Here is an 18,964-nt window from a genome sequence, read left to right as displayed (position 1 = left end):
TCCGCAAACTTAACATAAAATGGCAGGATATCTATAAAAAAATCGCCGATCTAAAATCTAAAATCCAATTTGATTCCCACAGCGATAGGTTGGTAAGCCAACCTCGAGGGAGGTTGGGATAGCAGGGTAGGGGAGACCTTGAAGCTCAGGTCGTCTCCGATCTCCCAACGGTGTTTGAGCATCGACGTGACGTAGGCTTCCATCGCCTGCAGTCCCCACCAGCCGACAGTTGCCAGTATCGTAAGATCGCGGTTGCGACGGTAAAAATCTTTATAGTTGATCATATAATCGGTGATTTGGCTGCCAGCCCCTAAGTTTGGAAATTTGGTGTCAGGAGGGATAGCATGGTTATTATTGATCCGGTACTGGACCTCCACCAGGATGTCACGGTATAAGCGGTTGTTAAACTCGAAGACCAACCCGGCCGTGACAAACCCACCGTAAACAACGGGGACTTTGAGCCACCACCAACCGCCATTAGTAATCTGGCCCCATCCGGGAACCATCAGCGACCTTTTCCATGGGCGTTCGGACATGGCTTCCAGTGCGAGCCTTGCAGAGTCTTTGAAGACAACCGGTTCTTGCTCTTTGGCCTCTCGTTCACGTTTTTCCCGCTGCCGCCGTTCCCGGCGGGTCTCGGTATCTGTCGTATCGGCGGTAGCCGCTGCAAGGCTGTCTATCGTTACCTTTAGGTCAGGGGTGCCCGGGATCGTGTCGCGGCGTAAGCTATCGGCTTCCTGAGCCCAACTGGTGCTTGAGCTGATTGCCAATAGAACGATAAACAACCAGCGTGTCATCACCAATCTAATAGTTCCAAGATCCGGTTCAAGTCGTCCTCCGAATGGAAAGGAATCTCAATGGCACCCTTGCCGTTTTTGTCGTCGACTTTCAGCTTTACCCGTGTAGCAAATCTGGACGCCAGGTCATCTTCCACCTTTTGGTACTGGAAGGAAAGTGCAGCTGGTTTGTCACGCTTTCCAGACTGTTTGTTGGTATGCTGTTGGATATCGCGCACCAACTCTTCGGTTTTGCGGACCGATAATCCCCGCTTGAGGATTTCGCGGAAGATGTAAAGCTGCTTATCGATTTCAGGAACATTGATCAACGCCCGTGCATGCCCCATGCTGAGCTGGCCGTCACGGATGGCGGCCTGTATGGCAGGAGGAAGTTTCAGCAAACGGAGGTAGTTGGTAACTGTCGATCGGTTTTTGCTTACCCGCTCCCCAAGTTCTTCCTGCTTGAGGTTACATTCTTCAATCATTCGCTGAAAGCTAAGCGCCACCTCGATGGCGTTGAGATTTTCGCGTTGTATATTTTCGATAAGCGCCATTTCCAGCATTTGCTGGTCGTTGGCCGTACGGATATACGCAGGAATTTCAGTCAAGCCTGCAAGTTTCGCCGCACGTAGCCGGCGTTCACCGCTTATTAACTGATATGCGCCCCCTTCGGCCTGCCTTACGGTAATGGGCTGGATAAGCCCCTGCAATTTAATGGATTCCGCCAATTCACGCAGCGCCTCCTCATCAAAATCCGTCCGTGGCTGGAACGGATTGATGGCGACTTTCGAAATACTTACCGCGCTGATTGTGCCCGGTGCTTTCTGCGAGGAGGGCACTTCCGTGACGCTATTTTCAGATGGCCGCTTGATGACCTCTTCCGAATCATCGAGCAATGCACTCAGTCCCTTGCCCAAGCCTATTTTCCGTTGTTGTGCTGCCATGTTATTATTTTATACGCTTACTTGTTCTTGTTGCTCTTTGTTGAGGTTGTTTTTTTGAAGTATCTCGCGGGCCAGGTTGAGGTAGTTTATGGCACCCTTGCTATTGGCATCGTGCATGATAACGGCGATACCAAAACTGGGAGCTTCACTCAGCCTCGTGTTGCGCTGTATGATGGTGTCGAAGACCAGTTCGTTGAAATGTGTTTTCACTTCTTCAACGACTTGGTTAGATAGGCGCAGACGCACATCATACATGGTCAGGAGGATCCCTTCTATTTCCAGCGCGGTGTTCAGCCGGTTTTGTACGATTTTAATGGTATTGAGCAATTTGCCCAGCCCTTCCAGTGCAAAGTATTCGCATTGCACGGGAATGATGACGGAGTCAGAGGCTGACAGCGCATTGATCGTGATTAACCCCAATGAGGGCGAACAATCGATCACAATGAAATCATACTCGTCTTTTACCTGCTCCAGTATCCTCCGCATTTTAAATTCCCGCTCATGCAGGTTGATCATTTCGATTTCAGCACCTACCAGGTCAATATGAGCCGGCAGCAGATCAAGGTAGGGTGTATCGGTTTGCTGAATAGCTTCATGCGGATTGAGGTCGTTTATCAAGCACTCATAAACGCTTGATTTAATGGTTCGTGGGTCGAATCCGATGCCAGACGTGGAGTTTGCTTGCGGATCCGCATCCACCAGCAATGTTTTATATTCCAGCACGGCCAAGCTGGCTGCTAGGTTGATGGAAGTGGTCGTTTTGCCTACTCCCCCCTTTTGATTAGCTATTGCAATGATTTTGCCCATGAGTCTTAAAATTTACGCTATCGCTCCGTACCCCCAAAAGTATCCAATAATTTGTACTTTTGGGCATTCCAGCAGTACGATTGCGAGCGGCTAAGATACGCTTTTTAATTTAATCCATCATGACTACGATCATATCCGGAACAAACCGTCCTCATAGTAATACGTTAAGGTTGGCGAGTTATTATCAACGCCAACTCATGCAAAAAGGAGTAACGGCACATATCCTGTCGCTCGCTGATATTTCGACTGATTTTATTACGGCAAGTATGTATAAAATCAGGAGCGAAGCGTTTGTGCCTTTCCAAGAACGGATCAATGCGACGGAGAAATTTATATTCATCATCCCCGAGTACAACGGAAGTTTTCCAGGTATCCTCAAAACTTTTGTGGATGCCTGTAAGTTTCCCGATAGTTTTTTCAATAAAAAAGCGGCATTGGTGGGGCTATCCAGCGGGAAGTACGGAAATATCAGGGGAGTGGATCACTTCTCGGGTGTCTGCCACTATGTGCGCCTGCACGTACTGCCACTCCGCATACATATTCCTCATATTTTCAGCGAATTCGATGTTGATGGCAACCTTTTTAAAGAAGATACGGTGCGGTTTACCGACGAACAGATCGAGGAGTTTATACGGTTTTGACAAAAAAGCTCCATAGGAGGTCAAATCCTATGGAGCTTTTTTCCGGCAGAAGCGGCTTGTATTATTTCAGTTCTTCGTCACTGATTTCACCGTTGATGACCACTTCCTTGGTAACCGCTTTCAGCGGCATGGGTACCATTTGGTTCACAATCGTAATGGTCTCAGGCAATTGGATGCCTTCATATGTGGCATAATTGTCTACTGTGATTTCGCCGGACAATGGGCTTTCTGTTTTCAATTTGAGGCCCGAAGCCACGCTGAAGTACTCGGTAGACGTATTGGTGCCCTGGGTTACTTTTACCTTGTAGGCATCCTCTTCATTGACCTTACTTATCCCTTCCAGTTCAAGCGTTACGCCTTTCGCTTCGTAGGTCAGTTCAGGAAAGATTTCCAGCAGTGCTTGGTATACCGCCGCGGCCTCGGCCGGAAGCTCTTGCGTTTGTCCCTGCGCCGAAAGGGATACGCCGTCTTTGGTGACCCGCACCTTGGATAGTGTCTGCGCACCCAGCTTAGTATTCTGCACGGCAACGCCCTTGTTCTTATCCACCAGTTGCTCGATGGTGATGGCCCTCCCTTGTATCTCAGCCTCGCTGATTAGTCTGATGCTGTTCATGGCCGTCAGTTTTTCACGGCCGCCGATGGCGTCGATGTATTTCTTCACGATGCCTTCGGGGGTGACACTGGCATCAGTAACTTCCATTTTCACTTCAGGGTCGCCGGTTACCGTGTAAAACTGTACCTCACCAAACCGTTTCATCTTGTCGGCGAAGTCGTCCGTTTTTCCTACGACCGTGATCTGCAGGTCATTTCCACGCACATATTTTGCAGCAATGTTGTTGACCTGTTCGAGGGTAAGCGCATCGAGATTTTTCAGGTAATTTTTATAATAATCTTTGGGCAGTTTTTGCAACTCCGTGTTGATGGCAAAGTTGGCGATGGTTGCAGGCTGTTCGAGAGATCTTCCGAAGCTGCCTGCCAAAGCCGCCTTGGCTAAATCGAGCTCCTCCTGTGTGATGGTTTTTTCATTTAACCTTTTCAGTTCATGGATAAATTCCTGCGTGGCGCTGTCGGTCACCGCGGTGCCCACGCTGGCGCTGGCATTGATGGTAGCCACTAACCTTTCCGGATTGATACCGCCATAGGCCCCGTAGGTGTATCCCTTTTCTTCACGCAGGTTGAGGAAAAGGCGCCCGGAGGAGCCGCCACCCAGCACACGCCCTACCACGCTGGCTGCGATTACATCGGGATTGTTAGGCTTCAGGTCAAGCGGATAGCCGACATTGATGACCGACTGGGCGCTCACCGGGCGGTTTACCAATACAACTTTATTTCCAGCAGGAGCTTTAGGCGCCGGCCATTCGTGCCTGGGAACCTCACCCTTTTGCCATTCAGCGAAGTACTTGTTTACAAGGTTTTTGGCTTCAGATACCGTGATGTCACCCACGATGGCCAAATACGCGATGTTGGGTCTGAAATACGTTTGGTAATACTGCCTGAAGTCTTCCACGCGAAGGTTTTCCACGGTTTTTTCAGTTTCCGTTTCCCCATAGGGATGGTCTTTGCCGTACATTGCGGCGTTCCGCACCACGTTGATGATGCTGTTTGGATCGTCCTTAGCAGCCGCCAGTGCCGAAATAGTCTGTTTTTTGAGCTTATCGAGTTCGATTTGGGGAAATGCTGGATTGAAGAGCACGTCTGCAAACAGTTCGAGCAGCTGGTCGTTGTATTTCTTCAGTGACGAGGCGCTGGCTGAAGTCGATGAGGCGCTGATGCGCGCACCGATCCGATCGATAGCTTCGTCGAGTTCGTCTTTATTGCGGGCGCCGGTGCCGCCCATTAGCATATCACCCATGAGGGAAGTGAGGCCGGCTTTATCTCCTTCAAGTATCGGATCGCGATCCAGCACAAGCGAGTAAGTGACGCGGGGGAGCTTATGGTTTTCCACAACGAACACCTTCAAGCCATTGGCTAAGGTGAATGAGGCCGGTTCACCGATGTTAATCTGCGGGGCAGGGCCCGGATCCGGGTATTTGCTTCGATCTACCTGAGCGATGGCTACGGTGCAGGAGCCAATAAATGTCAGTAAATATATGCTGATTTTCTTCATGTCATTGATTCTTTAGCGTGCAATTAGGGGTTATTGTTTCGGTTCTTCTGATTTCGGGAGGTAGTGCAGCACGACGCGCCCTTCTTTTCCAAGGTACCGCTGAGCAACCCGCTGAATGTCTTGGCGTGTCACCTTGTTGTACTTGTCCATCTCCCTGTTTACCTCGTCGGCATCACCGAAGAACGTTTTTGCCTCCGCTAGGCTTTGTGCGATACCAGCCACTGAAGCACGGCTGTTCACCACGGAATTTTCGGTCTGAGCTTTTAATTTCTGAAAATCATCTTCCGAAATGCCGTTGGTAATTAGTTTATTGATTTGTTCGTCAATGGCGTGCTCCAGGCTGTCCGCGGCGACTCCCATGTTGGCTACACCAAATGCCAGAAACAGTCCGCCGTCTTCCAGATCGAGTGGAAATGCCTGTATGACTATTGCCTTTTGCTGGTTGTCTACGATTTCTTTGTTAAGCAGGGAGCTTTTGCCGCCCGCGAGGTAGGTGGAGAGCATATCAAGTGCAGGGCTATCCGCATGTTTCTTGGGCGGTAAGTTGTATGCCTGGATGACCGCAGGCAGTTGGATATTGTCGTACACCACGTCACGGATTTCCTGCGTACGCTTGGGCTCGGTTACATTCGGGCGGCTGATGGTGCCGGTGCCTTTGGGTATTTCGGAAAAATACGTTCTGATCCACGCTTCGGTCTGCCCATAGTCGATATCACCCGCGATTGTCAGCACGGCGTTATTGGGTACATAATACGTGCGGTAAAATTGCATGAACTCGTCCAATGTTGCCGCGTCCAAGTGCTCTGTAGAGCCGATGACCGTCCAGTTATAAGGATGCACTTGATGCGTGCGTTTGAAGGTTTCCAGCAATATAGTACCATAAGGCCTGTTGTCGTAAGACTGCTTCTTTTCTTCCTTGATGACGCTGCGCTGGGTGGCGATACCGGTGGAGTCGATTTTGGCATGTAGCATGCGTTCGCTTTCCATATAGAGCGCTGTTTCCAGGTGATTGGATGGCACCACTTCATAGTAATACGTGACGTCATTGGACGTAAATGCGTTGAGTGTGCCGCCGATGGATTCGATTTTCTTCATATACTCGCCCCGGCCAATGTTTTCCGTGCCTTCGAAGAGCAGGTGTTCAAAGAAATGGGCAAATCCGGTGCGATCCGGCTTTTCATTTTTTGAGCCGACGTGATACATTACTGATACCGCCACGATTGGTGTGGTATTATCTTGGTGCATCAGTACGGTGAGCCCGTTGTCCAACTTGAATTCCTTGAATTCAATGTGGTTCTGTGCCCTTGAGACCACTGTGGTACAAACCAACAGGCCGGCAAAAGCGGTAATTGACAAAAGTTTTTTCATTATGTGTACTGTATGGTTAACGAATTGTGCGTTGATTAAACCTATGCAAGTTTACCATTATTGGATGAAAAACCCATCTTGTTGTTACAACTTTCCTACAAACCACCGGTTGTAGGAGCTGGCCTTTAGTTTGTAATCTCGATTTTGCCACGTATTGTCCACCTATTCGCCACGTATTATCCACGTATTATCCGCCTTCCTTAGGTCTTGAATGGGTGAGGTTAGGGTTAACAATCCCTCAGGCATCGAGGCGCTGAGCCGCTGTCTTATCATGAGGGTATAAGGGCTTAAGCGGTTTATTCCAGTAATATATAAACAATAGGGCGCCAACGGCATAGCACACCATATCCCAAACATCCGCCGTGAATCGTGCGCTCCAGCGGGGTAAAAGGTGTTCAGCAAAAACACTGGCCAAGGCAAGGATGATCAGGATATGCAGCGGATGCAGCACATGCGCGCCGCCCTGCGCGAAAATCGCCCGCCGCTCCCAAAGTACCAGATGCAAGAGGATAGGCATGAACAGCAGCGCATCCAAATAGTTATCCGCCAACGGCAGTGATATAGCCAGTATCTTTTGGGTCAACTGGTGCGCGAAAGCCAACACGAGCAGCGTGACAAACCAGGGCTTGGTCAGCATACGCATGGTCAGTTGTAATGTGGTTTGCTTCATAACGCAATCAGAAATATCAGCAGAAAAGCCACCAGCAATACGGGTGAGCACGCCACGAGCAGGAGCACTATAGGGATCTTGCCGATAGTCTTTAGCGTTTGCATGCTCCAATGATCGTCGGGCGATGGCTTCAACCATTCGACGAAATCAGTAAAATGCCGCTTTATAAACACCCTGATTTCTTGGCGATAAGTTTGTTTTGGCGCTGAGTTATTGTTATTTTCCAAATGCTTTGCTTGTCTGTTGCTTCTATCCAAACGTAGTAAAGTTGGCGAACAAAAGCAAATCGAGGAAATATATGTGCTTGAATTTGCAACATTTTTGTGGAGTAGCGCAATTGTATAGTAAGCTTTGCTTAGTTTAGGAGCAATAAGTATATAGTAACCTTAAATCAACAAAAATTATGAAGAGAATTGCTACCCGTTTTATATTGAGCGGCATTATGCTGTCGGCTCTGACGGTGCTTTTCCAGCATTGCAGTGATCCTGAGACAAAAATCAGGGCAGAAGCTGATGCTATCCATGCTGCTGCATTGACTTTGGATACCCATTGCGACCTACCTATGCTCATGCATTCGCGCCCCGATTTCGACCTAGCTGAAGCACACGACCCTCATACTTCAGGATCCAAAGTGGATTTTCCACGCATAAAGAAAGGTGGGATGGATGCCATGTTTTTTGCAGTGTATCTTGGCCAAGGGCCGCGCACACCCGAAGGATACGCGGACGCAAAGCGCCGGGCACTGGAACTCTTTGATATCGTGCATGGCATCGCGAATGATCACCCCGATATCGCCGGATTGGCAACTACGCCCGAAGATGCCGTGGCGCTGAAGCGGGCCGGTAAGTTTTCGGTGTTTACGGCCGTGGAAAACGGCTGGGCCATCGGTAAGGATCTTTCCCTGCTGGAAACCTACTATGAGCTCGGTGCACGGTATATGACGCTGTGCCACACGAGCAACAACGATATCTGTGATTCTTCGACGGACAGCGTGGAACATGGTGGTCTCAGCCCGTTCGGCATTGATGTGGTCCGCGAGATGAACCGGCTCGGCATGATCGTCGACGTGTCGCATATCTCAGATGACGCTTTCTGGGATTGTATCGAGTATTCGGCCGCACCGATCGTAGCGACGCATAGCTCGGCAAGGGCACTGTATGACCATCCGCGGAACCTGTCTGACGAAATGATCAGCGCGTTGGCTCAAAAAGGCGGCGTGGTGCAGATGAACATGCTGAGCGGCTACCTGAAAGACCGCAATCCCGAACGGGCCGAGGCGCTGCAGGCGCTGCGTGCCAAGTATCCGCGTGGCGTGGAGCTGACGGAAGAGCAGCGGGCGGAGCGCGCCGCAGCGCTGAAGGAGATCGACGAGCGCTACCCTGAAGAGCTGGCTACCCTGCAGCAGGTGGTTGATCACATTGACCACATCGTGAAACTGGTAGGAGTGGATCACGTAGGCATAGGTCCCGATCTGGATGGTGGCGGTGGTGTTGAAGGAATGTTTGACGTGAGCGAAATGGGCAATATCACCTATGAACTCGTGAAGCGGGGGTACAGCGAGGACGATATCAAGAAAATCTGGAGCGGCAACTTCTTCCGGGTGATGAAAGAAGCACAGCGCGTGGCAGCCGAGTGGTCATCTTAGCGCTGTCTTCATCTATTGGCTTTTTTTTTGTACGGTTGCATAACCGAAGCATAGATTTCCACAAGTAAGGCTTTGTTTTTATCCGCGGTATAGTGAAGCTCATAGGCTTGCCGGGCCCGGCTTGCCATATCGGCCCGTGTGGCAGGGGCTGATTGCAGCCAATGTTGCACCTTTTCGCGCAGCGCCTGCGCGTCACCCGGAGGGAAGCGGTATCCCGTCTGTCCATCTGCCACCATGCCCTGCATGGCACCCAGATCGCTGGCGATTACCGGCGTGCCTGCAGCAAAAGCCTCCAGCAGGGTCATGGGCATGCCCTCGTACCAGATGGACGGAAATATCAGGGCCGAGCAAGCAGACAGCTCACGGCGGATTTCCGTAGGGTTGAGGGAACCGAGGTAAGTGATGTTGCTTTGGGTGCCGGCGGCATCGATCACCCGTTGGCGCAGCGGACCATCCCCGGCGATGCGCAATAGGCAATCCGTGCCGCTGAAGGCCGCCAGAAGCACTTCGATGCCCTTTTCCGGAGCGAGGCGGCCGATAAACAAGAAGTACCCGCCGCGCGCTGAAGCGGTTGCTTGCCCGGCTGTCACGAAGTTTGGCTTAACGATGAACTGATCCTCGGGCAACCCCAGTGTCGATTCGGCAAACAGCTGTCTGGCAAAGGCCGTCAGTGCAATGTAGCGGTCTACCATGCGCCAGGTGCCGGCTTTTTTATGCAGCCAGACCGTGAACGCCAGCCAGAACGTCTTGAAGACGGAATGGCTGTGCACGCCCAGGCGCACTGCGTTCCAGGGAAAAACAGCGCGCAGGCTGTCGGTAAACAGCCGGCCGTTGTGGAACAGTGTCGCCGAAGGACAGAGCAGCCGGTAGTTATGCAGGGTCATGACCACCGGTATGCCATGCCGCTTGGCAATGCGTATGGCTATCGGGCCGATGGCATAATGCAAGTTGTGGATATGGATGACATCCGGCCGGTGCCGCCTGATCGCCCGTTTCAGCCGATGCCCCGCCCATACATTCCAGGGTGACCACAGCGTCTGCCAGGCGCCGCGCCATCCCGTTCGGTTCCTGGACGTGAGCGTCTCAACCGCCGCGACGGATGAAAGCAGCGTCCTTTCCTGTTCGAAAACGACATCTTCACCGCCGGGGCGCTGATAGTGATTATGGATGATGAGTATGCGCATGGATCAACAGGAGCGAATGTAGGCAAAGCTCTGGTTTATTCAAAAGATTGATGACCGATGTTGGTGGTTTAACCTTAAATCTGTAATTTTATCGCATCATCTTAACATGGCCGTCAAACGAAACCACTACCTATGGAGAGACGATGCTTGGATTGCGGAAAACTACTCATCGGCCGGGCCGATAAGAAATTCTGCGATGATGCATGCCGCAGCAATCACAACAACCGGCGGAACAGCGAAGAGAACAGCTACCTACGGAGAGTAAACCACATCCTCAAGCGCAACAGGAAAATACTCGAGACACTCAATCCGGCGGGTAAGACGAAGGTGAAATGGCTTTCGCTCGTACAACAGGGGTTCAATTTTGACTACATTACCGATATGTACGAGACGGGCAAAGGCACCCAGTATCGATTCTGCTATGAATATGGATACCTATTACTTGAAAATGATGATGTGCTGTTGGTGAAGCGCAACGGTTAGGCCCGCGCCAGTATAATGCCGTTATTTAGCCACGATCACCTTCGGTCCCCGCTCTTCCAGCTCCTTCACCATGCTTTCCGGCGCACCGCCGTCCGTTACGATATACTGTACCTGTTCCAGTTCGCATATTTTTGCGATGCCCCGTTTCCCGAATTTGGAGCTGTCGGCCAACACGACAACAATCTGCGAGGTGTTGATCATTTTCTGGTTGATGTTGGCTTCGGTGAGGTTGCTGATGGAGAACCCGAAGTCAAGATCGACGCCATCCACCCCGATGAACAACACCCCGCATGACACACGGTCAAGCATGTATTCGACATATGATCCGGCTACTGACGACGAGCTCGGCCGGATCAATCCTCCCAATTGCAGCACTTCAACATTAGGCCGGTTGCACAGTTCCATGGTAACCTTTACCGCCGGGGTGATGACGGTGAGCGGGTTGGCCGGATGCAGGTGGTGCGCAAATTCAAACGCAGTGGTGCCGGAGCCGATGATGATGGCATCGTTCTCGCCGATCAGCTTGACAGCAGCCTGCGCGATTTTCTTTTTTTGCTCGGCATTGATGGTCGCTTTTTCATAGATGGGCCTGTCGATCGTATAGGGATTGGTGAGCGAAGCCCCGCCACGGGTGATGAAAATAAGCCCTTTGTCCTCCAGAAACTTAAGGTCTTTGCGGATTGTAACACCCGACACCTGCGTGAGATCGATCAGTTCGGGGATGGTGATCTGCCCTTTATTCTTGAGCCGCTCAAGTATAAACTGGTGCCGTTTGGTGATGTTCTTCATGTTTAACTAACGTTAATTTACCTTTAATGGAGCGCATTCGGATCGCTTACTGCAATGTTAGGTGATTTTGCTGATATATGGAAGAAAATGATGCATGTTGCTGCAAACCGGAAGCCAATCAGCAGTTTATTTGTGTTAATAAAACTTTATTTCAATATTATTTTTTGTTTTATTTTGTTTTTAAATATTTTATTCACTTAAATTTGTGGTGTTATAAACCTTAAAATTTAATCCATGAGTTGAAAAATCCGCTCATTATTTGAACGGAGTCCGTAATGGGCGTTATACAGCAAGTCAAGGAGTCAAAGAACGAATATTCAACATGTATTCACTTATAAAACAATGGCAAAACAAATTTACTATTTATTGATGTCGTGCCTGTTGCCGGCCGGGATGGCGCTTGCACAGCAAAACCAGCTGAGGGGGACTGTTTCTGATACGGAAGGGCATCCGATTCCTGGTGTTTCCATTTCTATCAAAGATAGCCCTAATCGAGGGGCTGCCTCCGCGGATGATGGCAGTTATTCGCTGATGATCAATAATAGAGAAGTTGTGGTATTCAGGATAGTTGGCTATGACACCAGAGAAATCCGTTACACCGGCGGGTCAAAAATGGATGTTACACTCCAGCTTCAGCAACAGGACATCGACGAAGTGGTTGTGACAGCGTTAGGTATTCAGCGTGAAGAAAGGTCGCTCGGTTATTCCGTGACGAAGGTAAGTGGCGAATCCATCAGCAATGTGGCGCCAAATAACTGGCTCAACGGACTAGCGGGTAAAGTGCCGGGATTGCAGATGTCCTCATCAGGTGGCGGGCCGGGTGGGTCTGTCCGTCTGGTGCTCAGGGGGCAAAACTCGATCGACCTCAGCAAGGGCGAAGCGTTGCTGGTGGTTGACGGCGTCCCCGTAAATAGCGGGATGTCCGGCAATGGCAGCAATGCGTATAATCCTTCCGGTGAGCCATCGATCGACTATGGCAATGCGGCTAGTGAGATCAATCCGGATGACATCGAGAGCGTAACGGTATTGCGGGGGCCGGCTGCTGCTGCGTTGTATGGATCGCGTGCGGGTTCAGGTGCGATTGTTATCACCACTAAAACCGGTTCTAAACAAGCCAAGATAAATATTTCTGTAAATTCAAATGCGGTTTTCGATCGTGTGCTCAACTGGCCTGACTACCAGTATGAGTATGGTGAAGGGCAGCGGTCATATGCTGCGCACACGTATTACTCGTATGGTGCATCCGCTGATGGGCCCAATACGCGGAGTACCCATACATGGGGCCCCAAATTCGAAGGCCAGTTGTTTTATCAGTATGACCCAGTCACCCAAGGCCAGGGAACGGAAAGGACGCCCTGGGTAGCCGACCGTAACTACGTAAAAGGATTCTACCGAACTGGAGCAACGTATACCAATACCATTACACTTGATGGGGGGAATGCAACTAACAGTTTCAGGGCTTCATTTACGAACCTGGAGAATGAATACATCATTCCGAATACCGGGTTTTCGAGAAACACCTTTTCCCTGGCCTCTACGCATAATCTGAACAAACTAAATTTCCGTACAAACCTGAACTACATGAAACGGAAAAGCGACAATCTTCCGTCCGCAGGATACAGTGCGAGGTCAATTTCGTATTCCCTGATGTGGTCGGCGCCCAACATTCCCATTGACTGGTACCGGGATTATTGGAAACACGGGAGGGAAGACGTTGAGCAGAATAGCTTTTACAATGCCGGTGATGATAATCCGTTCATGAAAATATACGAACAGCTGAATACCATGGACCGGGACCGCATTTACGGCAACGTTTCGGCTACCTACAGCTTCACGGACAAGCTGAGCTTGATGGTGCGTTCGGGGATTGATATGGGGAATAACTTTCGGACAACAAGACGGCCCTATAGCTCGGTGAGCGCTGTAACCGGAAGCTACCGGGAGCAGGAGACGTATGAGTTGGAGATGAATAACGACTTTCTACTAAGGTATGATGATGACTTGGCAGATGACTGGACGTTGTCGCTGTCAGCTGGTGGAAACGCGATGAACCGCCTATGGAAAAACAATAGTGCACTGGCCGAACGGCTCAACTATCCGGGCTTATACACGCTGGCCAATTCAATGGACCGTGTTTTTACGAATAATCTCAACTACCGTAAGGTAGTCAACAGTTTTTACGGGCTTGGCCAGGTAGGGTATAAAAACTTGTTTTTTATCGATGTAACGGCGCGGAATGACTGGTCAAGTACATTGCCGCCCGGCAACAATTCCTATTTCTATCCTTCCGTCAGCGCGAGTCTGATCGTCACGGATCTATTTGATCTCTCTGCCATCAGGCCGCTGTCTTACCTGAAAGTGCGGGCATCTCTCGCTCAGGTGGGCAACGATACGGATCCTTACCTGACGGCTAAATACTATTCCGCAAATGCCATCGGGGGAAGCTACTCCAATCCGACGGTGCTCCCGAACATTGAGCTCAAGCCGGAGATGATCACCACCCGGGAAGTGGGCCTGGATATGCGTTTCTTCGGCAACAGGTTGGGCCTGGATGTGACTTACTACAACTCCGATGCGCGCGATCAGATCATTCAGATACCGACCGATCCGTCGACCGGATTTTCGCAGCGGGCTTTCAACGCCGGTTTGGTGAATAATTATGGGTTGGAGATCGGGGTTACGGCCTCGCCGTTCAAACGTAGCGATGGGCTGAATTGGACGGTCAATGCGATCTGGTCTGCCAACCGGAATCGGGTGCTTGAATTGTCTGACGGTGTGGAATCCATCATCCTGTCTCGTGGGCCGCGGGGCTTTGTGCAGGCTTCCGTAGGCGGGACACTCGGCGATATTTATGGTGGTGGACTGCTCAGAAATGAAGAGGGTCAGGTTATTTTTGACGCGCAGGGCTACCCGATGCTGGATCCGGAGCTGCGCTACCAGGGTACAGCCGTTCCTAAGTGGCAGGCAAGTCTAAATAATAGTTTTTCATATAAAAATATCAGTGTCAGTTTCCTGCTGGATGGCAGGCTCGGTGGTAAAATGTACTCGCTCACCCACTCGATGCTGGCGTATAGCGGCAAACTGACCAAAACGCTGCCGGGCCGTTACAACGGTTTGATCGGCGAAGGGGTGCAGCTGAATCCTGATGGCACTTACCGGCCGAACGACGTGGTTACCGAAGAGATTTCACTTTACTACGATCGGCTTTACCAACGGGATAACGTGGAGATGAATACATTCGACACCTCCTTTCTTAAGCTGAGGGAGGCACAGCTGCGGTTCAGCCTGCCGGCTAAATGGACGCAACAGTGGGGTTGGCTGCAGAATGCATCGATTGGCGTTTTTGGTCGCGACCTGTTTATGATCACCAAATTCCCGGCATTCGATCCGGAGGTCGCTACGCTGAATAACGGGATCATAGAGCCCGGGTTCGAAACCGGCCAATTGCCGTCTACGCGTTCCTTCGGCGCTAATCTTAAGGTTTCATTTTAATATTGAATCGGTATGAAAAGCAAAATATTCACATTGGTAACCAGTCTTTGCCTCTGCATGTTTTCATCATGCGACAAAAATTTTGAAGCGATCAATACGGATCCTAACCGGTTGGAAAGCGTGCGTCCTGAAACCCTGTTGGCGCCCATTCTGCTCAACTCAACAAACGCGCTGTTAAGCAGGAGCCATCGAATCAACCATGAATTGATGCAATATAGTGTCCAGATCAACGTGATGCAGGAGTTCCATCGTTATGTTTTTAGGGCAACGGAGTTTGATTATATGTGGAACCATTTATACCGCTGGGCAGGCAATGCAAGTGACATGTACAACTTAGCGAATGACATCGGTGACCGGAACAATATGGCAATCGCGTTGATTGTGAAGGCTTGGCTGATGGCGGCTTTGACAGATATCTACGGCGATATTCCGTATAAAGATGCTTTCAAGGGAGCTGAAAAGGTCTATTTCCCATCGTTTGACGAGCAGCGCGATATTTACGCCAGTTTGTTGGATGAGCTGGAAGAGGCCAATGGATTGATCGACGTAAATGCGACGTATAATGCCGCTAATGATCCGCTGTTCGGTGGCAACCTGCTCAAATGGAAGAAGTTTTCCAATTCGTTGCGGCTGAGGTTTCTCGTCAGGGTTTCGAACCGCAGCGAGATGGACGCGCCTGCCCGCATCAATGAGCTGTTCGCGGATCCCGCTACCTTTCCGATCATGGCTTCCAGTGATGATGGGGCGGTGTTTAAATACACGGGGGTAAATCCCTACGTCAACATTCTGTTTCAGCTTCGGGATTTCGACTTCAGGGGAGACCGGCGCATGGGCAGTACGTTTGTGAATTTGCTGAATAAAACTTCCGATCCGCGCCGAGACCTTATCATGTCGCGCAACCGGGTGGGTGAATTCGTGGGTGTTGAAAGCGGTCAGCCCGTTGGGATAACGGCGAGTTTGGCGGACAATGCAGGCGAAGGCACATCCACCTACCTGACCGCATTGCAGGCTGCCAATCAGCCCGCTTACCTGCTTACTTATCCCGAAGTGCTGTTCAATCTGGCGGAGGCTGCGCAAAAAGGATGGATCGAAGCCGATGCAGAATCGCTGTACACCGAGGCCGTGGAGGAGGCGGTCAGGCAATGGGGAATTCAGCCCGCTCCAGAATTTATGGGGGGCACGTATGTTGCTTACAACGGAACGTTTGAACAGCTCATGGAACAGAAATACCTGGCGCTGTTTTTCGTGGGGTTCGAATCATGGTCTGAATATCGGCGGACAGGACTGCCTACACTCTTCAAAGGGACCGGTACAGATAACGGTGGGCGTATGCCAAACCGCTTTGAATATCCGGTCATTGTGAAAGCGACAAACCGAGAAAATGTGGAAGTAGCTGCTCAGCGGATGGGAGGGGATAACCTGAACTCGCCTATGTGGTGGCAATAATCTGATTAATTTAAACAAAAAAGTAATGAAACGAACTTTAATAGCATTATGTGGTGTGTTGGTGATCGCACTGGGATGTGACAAATATAATCCGCAGCCGCCTAACGCCATTCCGAATCCTTACGTAACGATACAGGATATCAGGGAGCTGTACGATGGACAAGATCTGCGAATAACACCGGATATGATTATGAAGGCCAATACCATCATGGGCATTGTTGTTACCGATGCTGCGTCGGGCAACGTAACGCCCGGCGAGGTGGCTGTGCAATATACGTTCCGTGGGTTTACTAGGGGGATTGCGTTGAGGCTGGATGGGCAGGCTGATCAATTTGCGTTGGGAGACTCCATTTCGATCGACGTGAACGGCGCGCTGCTGACTAGACGCAATGGGCCGTTGGCGCTTGAGGAGCTTGATGCGTCGGCCATTGTGAAATTGGGAGTGGCCTCACAGGTTATGTTCAATCAGGTGTCAATAAGCGAGCTATTGGACAACTTTGGCGAATACGAAAGTACGCTGGTGAAGATCGTGGGGGCCAATGTCATCAATGCCTCGGATACCTATCAGGGGAATGTGGTTTTGGATGATGGATCCGGACAACAAGTCGAGCTGTATACCGATCCCGACGCGACCTTTTCCGCGCATACAACGCCGTTTAACGCCGAGTTTTCAGGAATCGCCACGTTGATGGACAAATCCGGGCAGGCCGTACCCGTACTGCGGTTGAGGAACGAGCAGGATGTCCAGAATGCAAGCGGACCGTTGTATCCGATTTGGCCTGAGGCTTTTGAAACAGACTTGGTGAAAAATGCATATGCTGCTGCGGAGCTTGAATTGAGTACAGGAAAGTGGTTGTTTGATGGCGTTACCTTGGTGACCCCAACCGATCTTCGCCGCATTACCGGGATGAAGGGTGTGCAATTCAATCAAAATAACGCCGTGCCGCTTTACTTGCAGATGAATTTCGATCTGCCGGATGGTGCTTCTAAGGTTACGATATATTACGGTTCATACGGTACCGATCCTGGATGCGAATGGCAGCTTGAATACTCCGTAGATCAGGGACAGAATTGGACGGTGGTTGGTGAGCCGGTTGTAACGTCAAATAAAGTCGGGGAGACGGCGACATTTTTAATGGAGATTGATGGGCCTGTACGTTTCAGAGTGCATAAGCTGGCGTTGGGGTCGGGGAATAATGGGCGGATGAATATGGATGACTTTGCGGTTTATAGTAGCTATTAATCACCTAAAAAGTTGTTAAATATTAAATTTTATTATTTTTTATTTAATTGTATTAAATTTTGTTGTTAGGTTTGCTTCATGATTACCAAATAAACCACAAGTTGAGTTATGAATAAGTCGTCCAGTTTAGTAGATAGGTTGGGTCTGCCCAAACCCCTGGCCTGGGGTTACCTCGGCATGATCATCTTTATGATGGGCGATGGTGTGGAGCAGGGGTGGCTGAGCCCTTACCTGATTGAACATGGGCTTTCCATGCAACAATCTGCGTTGATGTTTACGGTTTATGGGATTACGATTGCCATCTCATCATGGTTCTCCGGTGTGCTGGCGGAGGGCTTCGGTCCGCGTAAGGCGATGACGCTGGGTTTGTTGCTGTATATCATCGGCACGCTGGGGTTTGTCGGAATGGGTATGCAGAACCTTGATTATACCGTGATGCTTATTACGTATGCCATCAGGGGTTTTGCTTACCCGTTATTTGCCTATTCGTTTTTGGTCTGGATTACCTATCGTACACCCCAGAACAGGCTCGGGAGGGCCGTCGGTTGGTTCTGGTTTGTATTTACCGGCGGACTGAATGTCTTCGGGGCGTATTATTCCAGTTGGGCCATTGACGCCTTGGGTTACCACAACACGCTCTGGAGTTCGATCTTCTGGGTATTGGTTGGGGCATTCTTTGCGCTGGTGCTGAACCGCGACCGTTTTGTGCCTTCTAGCGATAGGGGGTCAAAGACACGCGAGCTGATCAAGGGGTTGACCATCGCAAGGGAAGAACCCAAGGTACTGTTGGGCGGCATTGTGCGGGTCATCAACACCACGGCGCAGTTTGCGTTTCCGGTGTTTCTGCCTATTTATATGGCTACGCACGGGTTCAGCACAAAGGAATGGTTGCAGATCTGGGGGACGATTTTTACCAGTAACATCGCGTTTAATTTGATTTTCGGCTTTGTGGGCGACCGCTTGGGCTGGCGGAATACCATCATGTGGTTCGGCGGGGTAGGGTGCGGTCTCACCACGTTGCTGTTTTTCTATTCCCCGGTCTGGTTCGGCGGAGACTTCTGGGCGGTCCTGTTCAGCGGGGTGCTTTGGGGAGCCTTGCTGGCAGGGTATGTGCCGCTTTCCGCATTGGTTCCGTCGTTGGTCAGGAAAGACAAAGGCGCGGCCATGGCCATACTTAATCTGGGTGCCGGTTTGCCGGTGTTTGTCGGCCCGGCAATCGTCGGTGCGTTGATTGCGTCGATCGGCGATGAGGGGGTTATTTGGGTGCTGGCTGGGCTATATTTTCTGAGTGCTGTACTCACCCTGTTTATCAAATTGCCCAAGCAGGTGAACGATGAGCCGGTACCGCAGGTAGCGGCCGTAGACTGAT

Annotated in this window: 15 protein-coding genes; 7 read left to right on the top strand and 8 right to left on the bottom strand. The window is 50.5% G+C overall.

Features of this window, described 5'->3' with window-relative positions; genetic code table 11:
* Positions 1 to 50: 50 nt before the first annotated feature.
* Genes ACFOET_RS12180 through ACFOET_RS12170 form a run of 3 tightly spaced genes read right to left on the bottom strand, consistent with a single transcriptional unit; the run spans position 51 to position 2,527 of the window.
* Positions 51 to 797 (bottom strand): DUF5683 domain-containing protein, encoded by a 747-nt coding sequence (locus ACFOET_RS12180; protein WP_379022992.1) that lies wholly within the window; start codon positions 795 to 797, stop codon positions 51 to 53.
* Positions 797 to 1,720 carry a ParB/RepB/Spo0J family partition protein gene (locus ACFOET_RS12175; RefSeq protein ID WP_379022990.1) on the bottom strand — a complete coding sequence of 308 codons (924 nt, stop codon included), beginning with the start codon at positions 1,718 to 1,720 and terminating at the stop codon, positions 797 to 799. Before ACFOET_RS12175 ends, ACFOET_RS12180 begins: the two co-directional genes overlap by 1 nt.
* A gap of 9 nt (positions 1,721 to 1,729) precedes the next feature.
* Positions 1,730 to 2,527 (bottom strand): ParA family protein, encoded by a 798-nt coding sequence (locus ACFOET_RS12170; RefSeq protein ID WP_379022988.1) that lies wholly within the window; start codon positions 2,525 to 2,527, stop codon positions 1,730 to 1,732.
* A gap of 119 nt (positions 2,528 to 2,646) precedes the next feature.
* Here ACFOET_RS12170 and ACFOET_RS12165 point away from each other — a divergent pair, with 119 nt between their 5' ends.
* Positions 2,647 to 3,168 (top strand): NADPH-dependent FMN reductase, encoded by a 522-nt coding sequence (locus ACFOET_RS12165; RefSeq protein WP_379022986.1) that lies wholly within the window; start codon positions 2,647 to 2,649, stop codon positions 3,166 to 3,168.
* 61 nt (positions 3,169 to 3,229) lie between these two features.
* Here the strand turns inward: ACFOET_RS12165 and ACFOET_RS12160 are convergent, their stop codons facing one another.
* The 3 genes from ACFOET_RS12160 to ACFOET_RS12150 form a co-directional block, all read right to left on the bottom strand.
* Positions 3,230 to 5,275 carry a M16 family metallopeptidase gene (locus tag ACFOET_RS12160; protein ID WP_379022984.1) on the bottom strand — a complete coding sequence of 682 codons (2,046 nt, stop codon included), beginning with the start codon at positions 5,273 to 5,275 and terminating at the stop codon, positions 3,230 to 3,232.
* Positions 5,276 to 5,305: 30 nt separating this feature from the next.
* On the bottom strand, positions 5,306 to 6,643 hold the full coding sequence (locus ACFOET_RS12155; protein WP_379022982.1) for a M16 family metallopeptidase: 1,338 nt from the start codon (positions 6,641 to 6,643) through the stop codon (positions 5,306 to 5,308).
* A gap of 238 nt (positions 6,644 to 6,881) precedes the next feature.
* Complete coding sequence (locus ACFOET_RS12150) at positions 6,882 to 7,451, bottom strand: hypothetical protein (protein ID WP_379022980.1); 570 nt, start codon at positions 7,449 to 7,451, stop codon at positions 6,882 to 6,884.
* A gap of 265 nt (positions 7,452 to 7,716) precedes the next feature.
* Here ACFOET_RS12150 and ACFOET_RS12145 point away from each other — a divergent pair, with 265 nt between their 5' ends.
* The gene (locus ACFOET_RS12145; RefSeq protein ID WP_379022978.1) at positions 7,717 to 8,958 is read left to right on the top strand and encodes a dipeptidase; all 1,242 of its coding nucleotides are present in this window, start codon (positions 7,717 to 7,719) and stop codon (positions 8,956 to 8,958) included.
* Between the two features lie 8 nt (positions 8,959 to 8,966).
* Here the strand turns inward: ACFOET_RS12145 and ACFOET_RS12140 are convergent, their stop codons facing one another.
* Positions 8,967 to 10,142, bottom strand: a complete 1,176-nt coding sequence (locus ACFOET_RS12140; protein ID WP_379022976.1) for a glycosyltransferase family 4 protein — start codon at positions 10,140 to 10,142, stop codon at positions 8,967 to 8,969.
* Positions 10,143 to 10,274: 132 nt separating this feature from the next.
* Between ACFOET_RS12140 and ACFOET_RS12135 the strand changes: the two genes are divergently transcribed.
* Positions 10,275 to 10,625, top strand: a complete 351-nt coding sequence (locus ACFOET_RS12135) for a hypothetical protein (protein WP_379022974.1) — start codon at positions 10,275 to 10,277, stop codon at positions 10,623 to 10,625.
* 21 nt (positions 10,626 to 10,646) lie between these two features.
* On the opposite strand, the gene ACFOET_RS12130 is transcribed toward ACFOET_RS12135, so the two are convergent.
* Complete coding sequence (locus ACFOET_RS12130) at positions 10,647 to 11,414, bottom strand: DeoR/GlpR family DNA-binding transcription regulator (protein ID WP_379022972.1); 768 nt, start codon at positions 11,412 to 11,414, stop codon at positions 10,647 to 10,649.
* A 342-nt stretch (positions 11,415 to 11,756) separates the two neighbouring features.
* Here ACFOET_RS12130 and ACFOET_RS12125 point away from each other — a divergent pair, with 342 nt between their 5' ends.
* From ACFOET_RS12125 to ACFOET_RS12110, 4 genes are all read left to right on the top strand, one after another.
* A complete protein-coding gene (locus ACFOET_RS12125; protein WP_379022970.1) occupies positions 11,757 to 14,906 on the top strand; it encodes a SusC/RagA family TonB-linked outer membrane protein in 3,150 nt (1,049 codons plus the stop codon).
* 12 nt (positions 14,907 to 14,918) lie between these two features.
* The gene (locus ACFOET_RS12120) at positions 14,919 to 16,352 is read left to right on the top strand and encodes a SusD/RagB family nutrient-binding outer membrane lipoprotein (RefSeq protein WP_379022968.1); all 1,434 of its coding nucleotides are present in this window, start codon (positions 14,919 to 14,921) and stop codon (positions 16,350 to 16,352) included.
* A 25-nt stretch (positions 16,353 to 16,377) separates the two neighbouring features.
* Positions 16,378 to 17,595 carry a DUF5689 domain-containing protein gene (locus tag ACFOET_RS12115; protein ID WP_379022966.1) on the top strand — a complete coding sequence of 406 codons (1,218 nt, stop codon included), beginning with the start codon at positions 16,378 to 16,380 and terminating at the stop codon, positions 17,593 to 17,595.
* A 108-nt stretch (positions 17,596 to 17,703) separates the two neighbouring features.
* Complete coding sequence (locus ACFOET_RS12110; protein WP_379022964.1) at positions 17,704 to 18,963, top strand: MFS transporter; 1,260 nt, start codon at positions 17,704 to 17,706, stop codon at positions 18,961 to 18,963.
* The last annotated feature ends 1 nt before the right edge of the window (position 18,964 follow it).

Origin of the sequence: Parapedobacter deserti, assembly GCF_042646065.1 — a bacterium.
GTDB classification, from domain to species: Bacteria; Bacteroidota; Bacteroidia; order Sphingobacteriales; family Sphingobacteriaceae; genus Parapedobacter; species Parapedobacter deserti.
The sequence above is the reverse complement of the archived record's forward strand: the minus strand, read 5'-3'. Positions and strand labels throughout refer to the sequence as shown.